The following is a 16,111-nucleotide window of genomic DNA, read 5'->3' as shown; positions in this document are numbered from 1 at the left end:
GATTGCACTTTTCACGGCGTTAGAACAGCGACAGGTTGTAGCCCACGATCAGTCGGGTTTCGTCGATGTCGGTGGTCAAGCCGCCGCCGGAGCGCAACGTGGCATTGCGCAGGCGGATGTTCAGGTTCTTGAACGTGCCACTCTGCACCACATAGCTCAGGTCGGTGTCCCGCTCGCGCTCGGTGCCGCCACTGACGCGGTTTGTGTCGATGTGGGAGCCGCTGACGTAACGGGTCATGAAGGTCAGCCCCGGCAGGCCCATGGCGGCGAAGTTGTAGTCATAGCGCAGCTGCCAGGCGTCGGTTTCGGCTTTGGTGAAGACGTTGATCGTGACCAGGTTGACGGAGTAGGGGTCAAGGCCCGGGTAGGCAAAATCACCTTGCCCCGACAGGTTCTGGTACCCCACGCCGAGTCGATGACCGCCGATGCTCAAGCTTTCCATGCCGTTGAAAAACCGATTGTTGATCCGGCCGCCATCCACGCGGGTGGCGGCGCGCAGGCGGTGGTCGCCGTCTTCACGGGTGACGAAATAGCGCAGGTCCGAGCGCAGGCTGACCCCGCCGCCCAGGGGCATGTCATGGGTGAAACCGGCGAAGTCCTGGCTGTAGATGTCCTTCATACGCGCGTGGTAGTAGCTCGCGGTGAGCGTGGGGGTCAGCGCATAACTGCCGCCGGCCAGGTCCAGGTAGCGGGTGTTGACGCCAGCGTAGCTCATGGAATCGTTGCTGCTGGAGTCCCGCAGGTTCTGTTGCTCCAGGCGGCCCAGGTTCACGGTCAAACCGTCGAATTCCTTGGAGGTGATCAGTTCGCCGCTGTAGGTGGAGGGCAGCAGGCGCGTGTCGTTGAACGCGGCCACCGGCAGTTGCGGTTGCAGGGTGCCCACTTTCAGCACGGTCTGCGACAAGCGCACTTTGCCGGTCAGCCCCAGCTCGCTGTAGCTGTCGGCAGCCCGGCCACTGGCGCCGTAGGGCAACAGGCCGGTGCCGTGGCGGTCCGGGCTTGAGTCCAGCTTGAGCCCCAGCTGGCCCAGTGCATCCAGGCCAAAGCCCAGTGTGCCGTCGGTAAAGCCGGACTCGTAACGCAAGACCAGGCCCTGGGCCCATTCAGTAGCCTGGCTTTGCGGCGCATTGGCTTGGCGATAGTCGCGGTTGAAGTAGTAGTTGCGGGTTTCCAGCGTGGCTTTGCTGTCCTGGATAAAGTCGGCAAAGGCGTGGAACGGGAGGGCGGTGGTGCACAGGCTCAGAGAGGCCAGAGCACTGCGGGTGCTGACGCGCATGGGGTGATTCCTTGTTGTTTTTATTGGGATCGTTGGCAGGAGCTATGGGTGCCTCTTTGTGTCGTTAACATATTATCGATAACATAAAAAAGCAAAGCCTTCCTGCAACACTTCGTGCGGTTGAGGCGACACGCAATCTGCCCGGCGGTTGCACCGGAGGGCTGTCGACCTTAATCTCACTGTTCTTCCACAGCGCGCGCACGACATGGCCAATCCCAGACCTTCTCTGACCCTCACACTGCTCCAGGCACGCGAGGCCGCAATGGCCTTCTTTCGTCCAGGGCTCAACGAACATGACCTGACCGAGCAGCAATGGCGCGTAATCCGCATCCTGCGCCAGCAGGGCGAACTGGAAAGCCACCAGCTGGCCAATCAGGCGTGCATTCTCAAGCCCAGCATGAGCGGCGTCTTGAAACGCCTTGAGCGCGATGGTTTGGTGACACGGCGCAAATCCAGCGAGGATCAGCGGCGTATTTTTCTCAGCCTGACGGTGCAGGGGCACCAGTGCTTTCTGTCGATGAGCGAGGGCATGGAGCGTGGCTATCTGGAGATCCAGCGCCAATTCGGCGAAGACAACATGCAGCAGTTGCTTGAGTTGCTGGGCGAGCTGAAAAAGATCAAGCCTTGAGGTGGCAGTGTTTGATCAGCAAAACCCGGGGCTTGATTGACGGTTTTATAAGGGGGGGCTGTCACAGGTTTTCAGGTCAAATGCCCAGAAGTATTAAAGAGGCTGGATGGATGCCGTCAAACACCTTTGTACAAAAAATTGATCGGCTGATAGGCCTAATTTCAAACAGGCCCGCGGATATGGTGAGATTGGTTGATCAGGAAGTTTTTGAATTAAGCCAACTTGGCGAACCCTCTGCGGCAAAATTCCTTCTACCGCTTTTAGATGATGGCTGCCCTCATCATGAATGCATGTTTTCCATTATCCACACGGCAGAAGCTGCGCCGCTGGATGCGTATGTCGCGGATTTGCTTGCGGTCTTTCCCGCGATCGCCGCAAGCAATCCTGAGTGGGCCTCCATTATTTTGCTTCGCGTTTTGAACAGTGACCCCGCACGCGAAATCATTGTTGGAGCGTTGCGCAAGTCAGACAAGCCAACCCAGACGGCGGTGGCATGTATTGCACGTCAGATAAATGAAAGAAGCCCAGAATTTATGGGTAAGACGATGGACGTTCTGCTGGCTGCTCGCACTTAGTTCCTATGGCCGCATGATCATCGACTACATGCGCTCTGTTTCAACCAACAGCGGCCTGCCTCACCTTACGACTCAATCCCGGTGTCTTACCCGTAATACGTTTGAATGCACGACTGAAAGCAGCCTGCGATGTGTAACCCAAACGCTGCGCCACCTCTTCAATCGGCAGCCTTTCCAGGGTCAGCCACTGGCTCGCCAGGCGAAGGTAGCCGGCGAACTCGTCTTTCTTGGCCTGGGCCTCGGCCAGCATCGATACCAGGCCAAAGATGTCGGCGCGAGCTTTGCTCAGCAGCAGGTTCAACTCCTGGATTTCGTTCTCCAGCAGCAGGCAATGCTGTTGGTACATTTCCAGGGGCGAGGGGAGGCCGAGCCATTCGCAGGTGTCTTCATCGATGTTCATGGTGGGTAAATCCGAATGCTGTATGTGCATACAGTAATATAGGTTTGAGCGTGACGCGATTTGAGGCGACGAGCTGTATCAATTTTGGGTTTTGTGTACAGTCGGCAGGACGCCGGAAGGCAGGAATTGCGGAACAGCTTCAGAAATTGCGGAACAGAAACACTAAGGGCCTGCATGAAGTTAATCACGCAAGCCCTTGATATATATGGTGCCCGAACCCGGAATCGAACCGGGACGCCCTTACGAGCGGGGGATTTTAAGTCCCATGCGTCTACCAGTTTCGCCATTCGGGCGGTAGCGCGGTGCAGCAGGGTTGGGAATATATAGGCCCAGGCGCTTCGGTGCAAGTTCGAATAGCACCTTTATAGTGCTCATGCGTGCAGGAAAAAGCTCGGTAGATCAGTGATCTACAAAAGATTCGTGGCGTGATTCAGAGGAGTTGAGCGGCGCCCGCGCAGGCAGCGCCACATTGGCATTACACGAATGGCTGGCCACTGAAGCCCCGTGGCAAACGCTGCAAGCCGGGCAAGTCGGTGAGGCGTTGGGCCCACGCGCTGCGCCAGTCGCCGGCGGTTTGGGTTTTAGCGCGGCGGGCGCTACGGCGGGCCGCGTTGCGTTGGGTGCGGCGCGCTTCTTTGTACGCATCGGTGTTACGGCAGGTACGGCACTTGACCCGGTTCAGCTCGGTGCTGGAGGGGAGGTTGGTGCCGTGGTGGCCGCAGGCAAGATGGCCGGCGACCTTGAAGTGAATGACCATATGAGCATCTCCTTCTTATCGGTGAGGGTGGGAAGGCTTTTCCCGGTGCCTCAACGTTGTGACCCCGCCTGTACAGCCGCGTTCGCTTTAGTTTGGTACGCTGCCGCGCACCCAATCATAAAAAGGAAGCAATGATGAGCGTCGAAACCCTGCCACACGAGGGCAGTTGCCGCTGCAATCGCGTGCGTTTCAGTGTCAGCGTGGCCCCGGTGATCACCATGGCGTGCCACTGCGCCGGTTGCCAGAAAATGTCCTCCAGCGCGTTCTCCCTCAGTGCCTTGATACCGGCGAGCGGCTTCACTGTCACCGCTGGCTGCCCAGTCATCGGCGGCTTGCATGGGGTGGACCGTCACTACTTTTGCCCCCATTGCATGAGCTGGTTGTTTACGCGCCCCCATGGCATCGATGAGTTCGTCAATGTGCGCGCCACCTTGCTGGATAACGCCAGCGACTACGTGCCCTTCATGGAAACCTGGACCCAGGAAAAACTCGCCTGGGTCACCACCCCAGCCGTCGAAAGCTTTGCGCAATTGCCGCAGCCGGAGGCGTTCCCGCGGTTGTTACAGGCCTACGCTGAGTTCACCGCGCGCTGAGTTCAGTCAATCAAGGCCAGCAGGTCGGTGTCGCCCACATCCACACCGGCCTGGCTCAACAGTGTGGTCACTTGGCCGCGATGGTGGGTCTGGTGGTTGAAGAAGTGCAGCAACAGGCTGAAAAAGTCCTTGTTGGCCGCGACGCCGCGCATGTTGTGGTAGTGCAAGCGGTGCTCAAGTTCGGGCGTTTGCAGGGTGTTGACCCAGTCGATGATCAATCGATCCAGCCAGGCGCGATAGGCGGCGAGTGAGCGCAGGTCGGTGAAGGCCAATTGTCTCAGATCGGCTGGCATGGCGATAGCGTCCAGCGGCGCCAGCGCCAAATAACCCGCCGGGTGTTGGGCAAAGCGCTTGAGCCACACCGTATCGCCGAGGGCCAGGTGGTTCAGCGTGCCGAGGATCGAGCCGAAAAAGGCTCGCCGATCCTCCAGCAGTTGCGCGTCCGTGAGGTGGCTGGCAGCGTCATACACCTTTTTGTTCATCCACTGGTTGTAGCTTGCCATCAGCGTGATGTGTTCGATCCGGTTCACGGGGTTGCTCTCTCGAAAGCGGGGTGGCGCCATCATAAGCCGCGCCCGCCCGGCGGTCATGGTGTTCCGGCAGGCACGGGCTATGGTTGTTAGACGCCAACAGTGCGCCCTCGGAGGGTCACAGCATGAACACCAGCGATCTACTGGAACAACTCCTGCGCTCCGGACAATCCGGCGGCGGTGGCTCGGGCAATGGCCTGGGCGGGTTGCTCGGCGGTTTATTGAAAGGCACCAGCACCGGCAATGCCTCGGCGGGCGGCGGTTTAGGCGGGTTGCTGGGCGGGCTCGGCGGCCTGTTGGGCGGCGGGGCTGCACGTCCTGCGCAAGGGCGCACTGGCGGGATGAATTACGCGGCACTGGCATCGCTGGGCATGATGGCCTTCCAGGCGTATCAGGCCTGGCAGAGCCAGCAGGCCAGCCAACCGCAAGCCGCTTTCCAGACGGCGGACCAGCTTGACGGCCCCGAGGCCGAAGCCCATAGCCATGCGGTATTGCGTGCCCTGATCGCCGCTGCCAAGGCCGATGGGCGCATTGATGAAAAAGAGCAGCAGATGATTTCCAACGAGCTGCGCCAGCACACCGATGACCCGCAGTTGCAACAGTGGCTCGACGCCGAAGTCGCCAAGCCGCTGGATGCCACGGATTTCGCCGAGTTTGCCGGCGACCCGGCGGTGGCTGCCGAGGTGTATCTGGCCAGCGTGCTACTGGTGGACGACCAGCAGGACGCTGAACGCAATTACCTGGATGATCTGGCGGCGCAACTGCAACTCGATCCGCAGTTGCAGCTGCACCTGGAGCAACAGGCCAAAGCCTAGAAGCGCAACGTGGCGCCGGTGGTCAGCCATTGATCACGGTCACCGCTCAGGCTGCGCCCGACGATCAGGTCCACATCGACAAACTCGCCCAGGTGCAGGCGCGGACCGGCTTGCCAGGCCTGGTCGCCGCCGCGCTGGCCGTAGCGCTCGCCGATCAGCGTGAGGGCGGGCGCCAGTTGATACTCGAAGCCGCTGCCCCAGGTCAGGCGGTGGTTTTGCTCGCCATCATCGTAAGCGTGGGTCCAGCCCGCATTCAGGTTCAGGCGCAGCGCCTGCAAGGGCTGCCAGGTCAACGGAACGTTCAGGTCCGCCCCATCAAAGGCGTGCCGACGATCCAGCGCAACGTGCGCCCCGGCGGCCACGGCCATCTCCAACCCCAAGTCTTCCCGCGACAGCACCTGCGCCTTGAGTTGCGGGCTGACCTGGCTTTCGCCGCCCGCCCGCGAGAGGGCTGCGCCCCATTGCACGGAGGGCAAGGCACTGAAGGTGCATGCGGGCGACAGCGTTTCGCTGTGGCTGCTGCCCTCGTGGCGGTTGGCGCTGAACCAGGCGTCCACGTTGCAGGTGCCCGGCGCATTGATTGCGCCATCGTCGACTACGTAGGCACCACCGGCGGCATGGGCCTTGGACAGCAGCGCTATCAGCAACAGCACGGCCAGGGTCAAGCCGATAAAAACCAGGTTACGCCGCAGTGCACGGCGCTTCGCTGGTGGTAGCAGCAACAAGGTGTGGCGCGCGCCGCGATAGTGACGCGCACGGTATTTGGCAAACCCATCCGGGCGTTGCGGCGTGTGTTTGTTGTGCATGATGCACCTCGCGTGAATTCAGCTTTCTACGGTCAGCACCGAAATGCCGCTGGCTTTGGCCTGGCAGACCAGCTCCGACGTGTCGTCACCACCCGGCAGGGCGATGACCACGTCGGGCCGGCTGTCGGTCAGCATGAAATGGTTGCGCTGGCGCTCCGCCTGTTTGCCGTGGCGTTGCCAGTTGGGCGGGTAGCGCACCACGTCGATGCCCAGTTCCCGGGCCCATTCCTCGACGTCGCTGCCAAGGAACTGGTTGCCGCCGTGGATCAATACCTGCACCGGGCGCAGGCGGTGGTAAGCGTCCAGCACTTGGCGGGACTTCTTGGTGTCGGCGTAATGACGACCTGCACAGATCAAGACGCGCATATTCGAATCCTTGTGATGCACGGTGACGGCCGGGCGACCGCCACCGTTTGAACGGCGGGGGGATCAGTACCACTGCTTGAAGCGGCGGATGTAGATCGTTTTCATCAGTTGCGCCACGCAGCAGTAGCTGAGCAGGGTGCCCACCAGCCATGGGAAGTACGCCAGCGGCAGCGGTTGCAAGCCGACCAGGGTGCCCAGCGGCGAGAACGGCACGTAGATCCCCAGCGCGATCACCACGCAGGTCATCATCAATACCGGCCATGCGGCGGTGCTTTGGAAGAACGGGATCTTGCGGGTGCGCAACATGTGCACCACCAGGGTTTGCGAGAGCAGCCCCTCGATAAACCAGCCGGACTGGAACAGGGTCTGCATCTCCACACTGTTGGCGCTGAACACGTACCACATCAGTGCAAAGGTGGTGATGTCGAAGATCGACGAGGTCGGCCCGATCCAGATCATGAAGCGGCCGATGTTTTTCGCATCCCACTTGCGTGGCTTGGCCAGGTATTCCTTGTCCATCTTGTCCCACGGCAGGGCCAGCTGGGAGATGTCGTACATGAGGTTTTGCAGCAGAAGGTGAATTGCCAGCATTGGCATGAACGGGATAAACGCACTGGCCACCAGCACTGAGAACACGTTGCCGAAGTTGGAACTGGCGGTCATGTTCAGGTACTTCATGATGTTGCCGAAGGTTTCGCGGCCTTTGAGCACGCCTTCTTCCAGCACCATCAGGCTCTTTTCCAGGAGGATGATGTCGGCCGATTCCTTGGCGATGTCGGTGCCGCTGTCCACCGAGATGCCCACGTCGGCGTCACGCAGTGCCGGTGCATCGTTGATGCCGTCACCGAGGAAGCCCACCGTGTGGCCGTTGGCTTGCAGGGCCTTGAGCACCCGGGATTTCTGCAACGGGGTCAGCTTGGCGAATACCGTGCGTTCTTCCACGCGGCGCAGCAGGGTGGCGTCGTCCATCGCTTCGATTTCTGCGCCGAGCAGTGGCTGGCCGGGTTCCAGGCCGACCTGGCGGCAGATCTTGCTGGTGACCACGGCGTTGTCGCCGGTCAGCACTTTTACCGCTACGCCGATTTGTTGCAGCGCGGCAATCGCCGGGCCTGCGGTTTCCTTCGGTGGATCGAGGAAGGTCAGGAAGCCCTGGATCACCAGGTTACGTTCATCGGCGGTGGTGTATTGCTGGCGGGCCAGGGCCTTGGGAATGTTGCGCGTGGCAACAACCAGCACGCGGAAACCGTCTTCGTTGTAGTCGTTGGCCAGTGCCAGCAACTCGTTGCGGCGGCGCTCATCCAGCGGTACGGCGTCGCCGCCTTCCATCACATGGGTGGAAATGCTCAGCATCTCCTCCACGGCGCCCTTGCACACCAGCAACTGATCATCGGCGGCATCCTTGACCACGATGGACAGGCGACGGCGCACAAAGTCGAAGGGCAATTCATCAACCTTGCTGTAGGCAAATGGCACCTGGAACTTGGGATTTTGCTCCGAGAACTGCACCACGGCCTGGTCCATCAGGTTTTTCATGCCGCTTTGGTGATGGCTGTTGAGCCACGCCAGGGACAGGACTGCGTCATCGCGCTGGCCAAAGGCGTTGACGTGATGTTCGAGGATGATCTTGTCCTGGGTCAGGGTGCCGGTCTTGTCGGTGCACAGCACGTCCATCGAACCGAAGTTCTGGATCGCGTTGAGGCGCTTGACCACCACTTTGCGCTTGGCCATCGCCGTGGCGCCCTTGGCCAGGTTGGCGCTGACGATCATCGGCAGCATTTCCGGGGTGAGGCCGACGGCAACCGCCAGGGCGAACAGGAACGCATCGCCCCAGTCACCCTTGGAGAAACCGTTGAGCAGGAACACGATCGGCACCATCACCAGCATGAAGCGGATCAGCAGCCAACTGACGCTGTTGACCCCACGGTCGAACGCGGTCTGCACCCGCGAGCCGACAATCGCCTTGGCCAGCGAGCCAAAGTAGGTGCGTGGCCCAGTGGCCACCACCACGGCCTTGGCCCGGCCGCTGACAACGTTGGTGCCCATGAAGCAGATGTTCGGCAAGTCCAGCAGGTTGCCTTGGTCGGCGGCCGGCGGCGCGGCGGATTTTTGCGTGACGTCGCCGAGGGTGTCGTATTTTTCCACCGGCAAGGCTTCGCCAGTGAGCACTGCCTGGCTGATGAACAGGTCGCGGGACTCGATCAGGCGGATGTCCGCCGGGATCATATCGCCGGCGGATAGCTGCACGATGTCGCCGGCCACCAGGTCGCGCATCGGTACTTCGCGCAGGGTTGGCTGGGCGCCGACTTGTTCACGACGCAGCACGGTGGCGGTGGTGCGCACCATGGCTTTCAAGGCTTCGGCGGATTTCGCCGAGCGGTGTTCCTGCCAGAAGCGCAGCAGGCTGCTGAGCAGGACCATAGTCATGATGATGATCACTTTGGTCAGGTCGACTTCTTCACCAGCTTGCAGCGGCAGCCAATAGTCGGTGACAAAACTGATGCCGGCCAAGGTCAGCAGCACGTAGATGAACGGGTTGTTCAGCGCTTGCAGGAACTGCACGATGGCGTGTGGCGGCTTGTCATGGGCGACTTCGTTGTAGCCTTCCCGGTGCAGGCGTGCAGCGGCGTCCAGCTCTGTCAGGCCATCCTGGGTGGCACGCACGTTGGCCAGGGTGGCCGACAGGCCGTTGTGGGCTTCGCGGGCGGCGCGCATCGACAATTTGGTGTCGGCGTCGGTGGTGGTTTTCTTGTGCAGTGGCGTGTTTTTTACGGCGCTCATGGTGTGTACTCCTGTCGCCAATTCTCGACAAAACATACCCGGTACTTACCTGCTGACAGGCGAGCGAAAGCATGCCGAGCCGCGGACTTCGCGATCGGTTCAATAGAATGTCTTAATAACTTTTTGTTGCCGCGTTAGTTAAATAGCGCGCAGCGAATTACAACTGGAATAGTTCATAGAGAACTCCAGGCTATTGATCAGTTAGTTGCTGTTTCCAGCAGGATTAAGCGGCGCGCGCGCTCAGGTAGAAACCGAGCAGCAGGCCAGCTTGTGCCAGGCTGGAAACCTTCGGTCTCTGTGGGTCCTGCGGGTCGGCGTGATCCCAGTGCTGCACCAGTTGGCCGCTTTGCGGGCAGATACGCCAATGCGCCAGCGGGTGAGCCGGGCGCACTTGAGGGGAGGGTGTGGCAAAGGCTGAGCGGGTCGGGGAAAACCCCACCGGCTCACGGCACAGCTTGGCGCGCAGGGCTGCGGCTAGCGTGCGAATATCATGTAAAACAAAGGCTTGGAAGGTCATAACACACCTCGGGACCGGACGGGCGACCGGTGAGGCAGTTACGGTGGAGCATCGAGCTCTAGCGCAGCTTACCGGACCGGAAAACGAGTCCTGTCATATTCTGGGTTGGGCGCCCGATGCCCGCAAACGCGGTGCTCGGACAGCGACTAGATACTGTGTCCATTGGCTTCTTTTGTGAGGTTTAAAAAAGGCCCCAGTTGCGGGCACGGGCAATCTACTCAGGCAGTTACAAAATGTCAACGGATGATTAATTAAATTACCCGTTGTTCAGAGTTCATTCAGACAAGAGGCACTTGGAAGTTACTCGATATATAACTTCAAATGCCCTGGGCCGCGAGTACGGCCAGATAGAGCAATACCAAACCACAGGCACCGTAACTGATGCGTTGCCAAGTGGGCGATGCGTTCTGGCGCAACAGGTTCACCAAGCCGGCGATCAGAAAACACGACAGTACCGACGCCAGCATGAACCCGGCAAAAAACATCAGCGTCTGCCCATGGCTCGGCGTGGCGCCGACGATGCCCGACAGTGCACTGCCCAAGGCGCCCCAGTAGACGATGTTTTTCGGGTTGGCCAGGGAAATGGTCGCGCCCACTGCCAAGGCATTCTTCGCCGAACTGGCCGGTGCGCTGTCGGCTTGCGGCAGATTCCACGCATCCAACAGGCTGCGCACGCCGAGCCAGCCCAGGTACAGCGCGCAGGCCACGGTCAGCGGCACGCGCACCGCGTCATGCTGGATCAGCAGCGCAATGCCGGTAAGGCCGATCACCGCCCAGACGGCGTCGCCCACCAATGAGCCGATCTGTACCAACAACGCCGGGGTGAAACCTTGGAGCAAGCCACGGCGCAGGGTCTCCGCCAGCACGGCGCCGGGGGACAGGCAAAACACGAAACCAAACACCAGCGCGTAAAAGAAGATCGTCAGCATGCCCGCGTCCTTTCGAGAAAGGGCACGAGCATAGCCAGATTGGGGCGGGCAGTTCTAGTTTTTGCGCTTACAACAGCGCGATTCGTTCAAGTTCAGCCTGCAACTCAGCAGCGCCAAGACGCGCAAACGGCAGTGCGAAAAACGCCCGGCAGCGGCTTTCGATGGTTTCCAACGTGGCGTGAAAGGCGGCGTCGAGCATCGCTTCGTCCCCGTCCACCTCAGACGGGTCTTCCAGCCCCCAATGCGCCTTCACGGCCGGCCCGAAATACACCGGGCAGGCTTCGCCGGCGGCCTTGTCGCACACGGTGATCACCAGATCCGGCGGGCTGCCTTCAAACGCGTCATTGCCTTTGCTGTACAAGCCGTCGGTGTTGATACCGGCGGCCGCCAGCGTCGTCAGGCTGCGCGGCAAGACCTGGCCCTTGGGGAAGCTGCCGGAACTGATGGCCTCGAAACCCTCTGGCGCCAGGTGGTTGAACACCGCCTCAGACAAAATGCTGCGGCAACTGTTGGCGGTACACATGAACAGGACTTTCATTTCAAATACTCAAGCGCAAGGCGAGGGCGGCAAGGGTGATCAACAGCACCGGTAAGGTCAGCACAATCCCGACCTTGAAGTAGTAGCCCCAGGTGATGGTGATGCCCTTGCGCGCCAGGATATGCAGCCACAACAACGTGGCCAGACTGCCAATCGGGGTTATTTTCGGGCCAAGGTCGCTGCCGATCACGTTGGCGTAGATCATCGCGTCCTTGACCACACCCACGGCATGGCTGGAGTCGATGGACAACGCGCCGATCAATACCGTCGGCAGGTTGTTCATCGCCGAAGAAAGCAAGGCCGTCAGCACGCCCGTGCCCATGGCCGCGCCCCAAACACCGTAGGTGGCGAAGGTGTCGAGCCAGGTCGCGAGGTACGTGGTGAGGCCGGCGTTGCGCAAGCCGTAGACCACCAGATACATGCCCAGGGAAAAAATTACGATCTGCCACGGCGCTTCCTTCAGCACCTTGCGCGTGGAAATCTTGTGGCCCTTGGCGGCAATCACCAGCAGGAGCAGGGCGCACACAGCGGAAATCGCACTGATGGGAATGCCCAATGGCTCCAGGGCGAAACAACCGATCAATAGGATGCCCAGCACCCACCAGCCGGCACGGAAGGTGGCGCGGTCATGGATCGCACTGGCCGGATCGGCGAGGTCAGCGGGGTCGTAAACCTGCGGGATATCGCGGCGGAAGAACCACAGCAGCACCGCCAGCGTGGCCGCGACGCTGACGAGGTTCACCGGCACCATGACGGCCGCGTATTCGTTGAAGCCAATCTTGAAGTAATCCGCCGAGACGATGTTCACCAGGTTCGACACCACCAGCGGCAGGCTCGCGGTGTCGGCGATAAAGCCTGCGCCCATGACAAACGCCAGGGTCGCCGCCGGGGAAAAGCGCAACGCCAGGAGCATCGACATCACGATGGGCGTGAGGATCAGCGCCGCGCCGTCGTTGGCAAACAGCGCCGACACCAGTGCGCCCAGCAGCACCATATAGGCAAACAAGCGTCGCCCGCGCCCACGGCCCCAACGCGCCACATGCAGCGCGGTCCAGGCGAAGAAGCCGGCTTCGTCCAGCAACAGGCTGATGATGATCAGTGCGACAAAGGTGCCGGTGGCATTCCAGATGATGTGCCACACCACTGGAATGTCCGCCAGGCTGATCACGCCACAGGCCAGGGCGAGGATGGCGCCCATCGTCGCGCTCCAGCCGACGCCGAGGCCCTTGGGCTGCCAGATGACCAGAATGATGGTGAACAGAAAAATGCCAATGGCGACAAGCATCAATAAAAGCTCCGATGGCTCAGCAGCAAGCGCTGGCCCGTTGAGGTCTGTTGCCCATTGCATCCAGACGTTGGGTGTCGGCATGCAACCACGGCAGGTTGGCTTGCAGGGTGATGTCCAGCACCTGGGTGACCCAGGCCGGCAGTTCCGGATTGATGCGGTAGTAGATCCACTGACCCTGGCGACGATCCAGCATCAGCCCGCAATTGCGCAGTTGCGCCAGGTGACGGGAGATTTTCGGCTGGCTGTCATCCAAGGCATGGATCAGTTCGCACACGCAAAGTTCGCCTTCGCGCGCAACCAATAACGTCAGGCGTGCTCGGGTGGCATCGGCCAGGCATTTGAACAGTTCGGGAGGGGAGATGAGCTCGGACATGGCCAAGGCCCTATACATATGGGAAATCGAATATACGTATTTCCATATATGTACGTCAAACCGGTTTTTGATTGATATGGATCAAGCGCCTGGGAATCTGTCGCAAGTGATTGAAATTAAAATGAAACACGAATGTCCTAAAGTGCCTGCCATTGCTTATGAAGGAAGAACCCGCGTGACCCGTGCCACTCGCAACCTGCGCAAGACCCTCGATTCCGTCGCGGAAAATAACGAAACCGCCGCGTTCGACCTGATGCGCGCCGTGGAAAAACTCGGCGATGAAGTGCTGCGCCAGCGTTTGCTCAATACCATCCACCGCCTTAATCAGGATGCCCACGAGCTGCGTGAAGCACGTGATGCGGTCGAGCGAGTGTCGGTCCGGCTGGCGTGAACACAGGGTTTTATAGAAGGAAACAGTTCCCCGGGAACGGCTGGAAGCGATGCCGCAACTCAGCGTCAGGATGCTTATTAACGCCTGACAGCCTGAGGTGCCAACATGATACCGCCAAGAGTCGTGGGCTCGTATTTTGACGCAACGGTGCGTCACATCGACGCCAACACCCCCGAACAGCAACCCCAAGTCCCTGCGTTCGGATCGCCATCAGGCGTGGTCGAAAACCCTCCCAAGACTTTCCGCTTGCGCTCGCCTACCGTCACGGCCGAGCTTGCTGACTACATCAAGACCCTGACACCAAGCTTTCTCACTCCGGCACAGAACGCGTCAAACATCATCAGGGCTGCGATCAAGAGCACCTGGAAAATCGATATTGAGCCTGATCAGGCCCGTATCGTGACGTTCAACTATGAAATCGGCCAACCCAAACCCGCCAATGGGAAACTGCTCAATAGCATCACGCTGACGGATGCCGCGCTCAAGAACATGCGTGATAAAAATCCGGAAGATGAGTCGGCCACGGCCGACACACCGTGGTGGCAAAAGATGTTGAAGGAGGCAGAAAAGGGTTCGCCGTTGGCGATCGCGATTGAACATACCCGTTCTATCATCAATTTCGCACATACCCATGAGTACATCGTCCCCGCGTTTAAGTCTGACCCTCGGCATGTGTATCAAACCAGCGAAAAGCTCCACCACACGCCCCAGGCCTTTCGGGACTTGAATCGCCAGACTGAACTCGCAAAGCCCTACAAGGCTCACTTGGACACGTTCTGGCCGGCGAATGAAGAGAAATACCGACTCAGCAGCAAGTTCGCATTTGCCAGCGCGGCCCAGATACAGCTCCAGGACGCCAGCCTGAGCAACTATGAAACCACCTTGGCGATGCGCGCCGCAGGCTTCGGGGCGCGCAGTCGCTTAAGCGAGATGACGGTGGATGAGCTGAAGGCGCCCTACAAGGAGGACCCCACTATCGAGACCGGGTTGCTGTCGATCAACGGCAATGCCTCGACGGACCTCATCTATGTCACCGATAAGCAGTCGCGCTTGAATGCCCAAGGTAAGAAGATCAACCACACCCTGTTGTACATCCCCGGCAACTCCTCGCCGATTCATCGATTTGACAGCGTTGCACAGATGAAGAACTGGTTGGCGGATCAGGCGGCAGATCCGCACAAACGCGCGCAACTGTGCACGCATTTCAAGGAAAACGATCAAGACGACAAGGTGTTCACTGATGGCGTCAAACAAGCGCTGGTGGGCCTTGGAGGGTGGTCTGAGGCGCAAAAGCCGAATAAATGGGGGTTTGACTCGATTAATGAATGGGACCCGCAGACCTACATCACCACTGTTCCTGTAAGCCGCGATCCGTTTCAAACCATGACCCAGCGACAAAAGGCCCGCTCTTACGCAGACGCCGCCCATGACATTGTCACCGACGGTGATGTACTCAAGCGTCGGGTGATCAACCTTGCCGAGGCTGCCACCACTGCCGCGCTGATGCTGACGCCACTGGCGACGGTCATTCCAGAAGTGGCCATGGCCGTGGAGGCTGCTTACGTCGCTGCCGGCGTTGCTGAAGTCGGCGTAGGCATTGATGACGCGGTGCACGATAAGTCCACGGCAACGGACCGCAGCGTATTCGGGTTGCTCAACGCCGCACCCGCGCTCGTCCACCTGCCTTCGCGGTTGCCGGGCCTGTCGGCAATGACGGGCGGTACCGAAGCCGTGGCGCGTGCCAGCACACCCCCCGTCGAGTTTGAAGAAGTATTGAGCGGCGAACACCCGCCCGAAAACACTCAGGTGGTTGAGTTGGCGGGTGATGAGACCCGCGTGGGTACCAACAAGCGCGTGCGCCTCGACGAGACGCAAGATGCGGACGATATAAAACGCAGCAAGCCCGACGAAGACGTGAGGGATTTGGACAAAATCAACGATCTGGTGTTTACCTTTATCGACACTTACAACGGTGCTGAACGCTTGAATATTGTCGCCCATGGCGCCTTGAGGGGCAGTGGGCCTGATGCCGTCGCGGATATGGTGCTTGATGATGTGCCGTACGATGCGTCCGAACTGGTGGATATGCTGTGGGACCACAATGTGCCCACCGAAAAGTACGCCAATATCCGCTTGTTGATGTGCAACTCCGGCACCGGCGGTGAACGCTCTTTTGCCGCGCAGTTCCAGGAGTATGTCGACGTACCGGTCAAGGCATACGCCAGTAAGGTGACGGGGGAGTTCACCCTGGATGACCTCGCCGAGGTTTTTGCACCTCAGGCGCGCACCAAAAAGCTGGTGCAATTTGACGGCGTACTACCCGCGGAGCGCCGCCACCGAGTGATCAAGCGCAATCCTTACTCAGCAGATGCGCAAGGCGAGGACTACGACAAATACTTGAAATTCGCCTACGACCCCGTGCATTTCCCCCCTCGATCAGAAAACCCCAAGGCGGTGGTGGCCGGTGACTCGATGCCGGTGCTTTAACGCGCGCAAGATCGTTCAAGACAAGGCCCTTGTTACGCTGGCATGCTTGGCGACCACTCGTCGA

Annotated in this window: 18 protein-coding genes and 1 tRNA gene; 6 read left to right on the top strand and 13 right to left on the bottom strand. The window is 59.9% G+C overall.

Annotated features, from left to right (window positions below; all coding sequences use genetic code 11):
• Window positions 1–19 precede the first annotated feature (19 nt).
• On the bottom strand, window positions 20–1,276 hold the full coding sequence (locus ACU688_RS14335; RefSeq protein ID WP_448185256.1) for an OprD family porin: 1,257 nt from the start codon (window positions 1,274–1,276) through the stop codon (window positions 20–22).
• A gap of 205 nt (window positions 1,277–1,481) precedes the next feature.
• Between ACU688_RS14335 and hpaR the strand changes: the two genes are divergently transcribed.
• Both hpaR and ACU688_RS14325 read left to right on the top strand, forming a co-directional pair.
• Window positions 1,482–1,904 carry a homoprotocatechuate degradation operon regulator HpaR gene (gene hpaR, locus ACU688_RS14330; RefSeq protein WP_207043026.1) on the top strand — a complete coding sequence of 141 codons (423 nt, stop codon included), beginning with the start codon at window positions 1,482–1,484 and terminating at the stop codon, window positions 1,902–1,904.
• Between the two features lie 11 nt (window positions 1,905–1,915).
• A complete protein-coding gene (locus tag ACU688_RS14325) occupies window positions 1,916–2,479 on the top strand; it encodes an Imm30 family immunity protein (RefSeq protein ID WP_448185255.1) in 564 nt (187 codons plus the stop codon).
• Window positions 2,480–2,519: 40 nt separating this feature from the next.
• Here the strand turns inward: ACU688_RS14325 and ACU688_RS14320 are convergent, their stop codons facing one another.
• The 3 genes from ACU688_RS14320 to ACU688_RS14310 all read right to left on the bottom strand — a co-directional run bounded on the left by ACU688_RS14320 (window position 2,520) and on the right by ACU688_RS14310 (window position 3,636).
• Entirely contained in the window at window positions 2,520–2,879 is a 360-nt protein-coding gene (locus tag ACU688_RS14320; protein WP_448185254.1) for a helix-turn-helix domain-containing protein, read from the bottom strand.
• Between the two features lie 206 nt (window positions 2,880–3,085).
• Window positions 3,086–3,172: transfer RNA gene (locus ACU688_RS14315), tRNA-Leu, on the bottom strand.
• 182 nt (window positions 3,173–3,354) lie between these two features.
• On the bottom strand, window positions 3,355–3,636 hold the full coding sequence (locus ACU688_RS14310; RefSeq protein WP_448185253.1) for a hypothetical protein: 282 nt from the start codon (window positions 3,634–3,636) through the stop codon (window positions 3,355–3,357).
• 134 nt (window positions 3,637–3,770) lie between these two features.
• Between ACU688_RS14310 and ACU688_RS14305 the strand changes: the two genes are divergently transcribed.
• Window positions 3,771–4,229, top strand: coding sequence for a GFA family protein (locus ACU688_RS14305; RefSeq protein ID WP_448185252.1), 459 nt, complete (start codon window positions 3,771–3,773; stop codon window positions 4,227–4,229).
• 2 nt (window positions 4,230–4,231) lie between these two features.
• On the opposite strand, the gene ACU688_RS14300 is transcribed toward ACU688_RS14305, so the two are convergent.
• Window positions 4,232–4,759 (bottom strand): DinB family protein, encoded by a 528-nt coding sequence (locus tag ACU688_RS14300; RefSeq protein WP_448185251.1) that lies wholly within the window; start codon window positions 4,757–4,759, stop codon window positions 4,232–4,234.
• 125 nt (window positions 4,760–4,884) lie between these two features.
• Between ACU688_RS14300 and ACU688_RS14295 the strand changes: the two genes are divergently transcribed.
• Window positions 4,885–5,574: a DUF533 domain-containing protein gene (locus ACU688_RS14295; RefSeq protein WP_448185250.1), complete on the top strand. Its 690-nt coding sequence runs from the start codon at window positions 4,885–4,887 to the stop codon at window positions 5,572–5,574.
• On the opposite strand, the gene ACU688_RS14290 is transcribed toward ACU688_RS14295, so the two are convergent.
• The 8 genes from ACU688_RS14290 to ACU688_RS14255 form a co-directional block, all read right to left on the bottom strand.
• Entirely contained in the window at window positions 5,571–6,380 is an 810-nt protein-coding gene (locus tag ACU688_RS14290) for a PA4824 family protein (protein WP_448185249.1), read from the bottom strand. The genes ACU688_RS14295 and ACU688_RS14290 overlap by 4 nt on opposite strands.
• An 18-nt stretch (window positions 6,381–6,398) precedes the next feature.
• The gene (locus tag ACU688_RS14285; protein ID WP_304631438.1) at window positions 6,399–6,746 is read right to left on the bottom strand and encodes a DUF2493 domain-containing protein; all 348 of its coding nucleotides are present in this window, start codon (window positions 6,744–6,746) and stop codon (window positions 6,399–6,401) included.
• 63 nt (window positions 6,747–6,809) lie between these two features.
• A complete protein-coding gene (gene mgtA, locus ACU688_RS14280) occupies window positions 6,810–9,524 on the bottom strand; it encodes a magnesium-translocating P-type ATPase (RefSeq protein ID WP_448185248.1) in 2,715 nt (904 codons plus the stop codon).
• Window positions 9,525–9,747: 223 nt separating this feature from the next.
• Window positions 9,748–10,041 carry a hypothetical protein gene (locus ACU688_RS14275; RefSeq protein ID WP_448185247.1) on the bottom strand — a complete coding sequence of 98 codons (294 nt, stop codon included), beginning with the start codon at window positions 10,039–10,041 and terminating at the stop codon, window positions 9,748–9,750.
• Between the two features lie 317 nt (window positions 10,042–10,358).
• On the bottom strand, window positions 10,359–10,970 hold the full coding sequence (locus tag ACU688_RS14270; protein WP_448185246.1) for a LysE family transporter: 612 nt from the start codon (window positions 10,968–10,970) through the stop codon (window positions 10,359–10,361).
• 67 nt (window positions 10,971–11,037) lie between these two features.
• On the bottom strand, window positions 11,038–11,508 hold the full coding sequence (locus ACU688_RS14265; RefSeq protein WP_448185245.1) for an arsenate reductase ArsC: 471 nt from the start codon (window positions 11,506–11,508) through the stop codon (window positions 11,038–11,040).
• Window position 11,509: 1 nt separating this feature from the next.
• Window positions 11,510–12,793 carry an arsenic transporter gene (locus tag ACU688_RS14260; RefSeq protein ID WP_448185244.1) on the bottom strand — a complete coding sequence of 428 codons (1,284 nt, stop codon included), beginning with the start codon at window positions 12,791–12,793 and terminating at the stop codon, window positions 11,510–11,512.
• Between the two features lie 19 nt (window positions 12,794–12,812).
• Entirely contained in the window at window positions 12,813–13,169 is a 357-nt protein-coding gene (locus tag ACU688_RS14255; RefSeq protein WP_448185243.1) for a metalloregulator ArsR/SmtB family transcription factor, read from the bottom strand.
• A 175-nt stretch (window positions 13,170–13,344) separates the two neighbouring features.
• Between ACU688_RS14255 and ACU688_RS14250 the strand changes: the two genes are divergently transcribed.
• A complete protein-coding gene (locus tag ACU688_RS14250; RefSeq protein ID WP_448185587.1) occupies window positions 13,345–13,560 on the top strand; it encodes a hypothetical protein in 216 nt (71 codons plus the stop codon).
• A 147-nt stretch (window positions 13,561–13,707) separates the two neighbouring features.
• Window positions 13,708–16,047, top strand: a complete 2,340-nt coding sequence (locus ACU688_RS14245) for a dermonecrotic toxin domain-containing protein (RefSeq protein WP_448185242.1) — start codon at window positions 13,708–13,710, stop codon at window positions 16,045–16,047.
• The last annotated feature ends 64 nt before the right edge of the window (window positions 16,048–16,111 follow it).

The sequence above is a fragment of the Pseudomonas acericola (SeqCode) genome, assembly GCF_053456465.1.
This window is presented reverse-complemented; position numbering and strand designations above follow the sequence as displayed.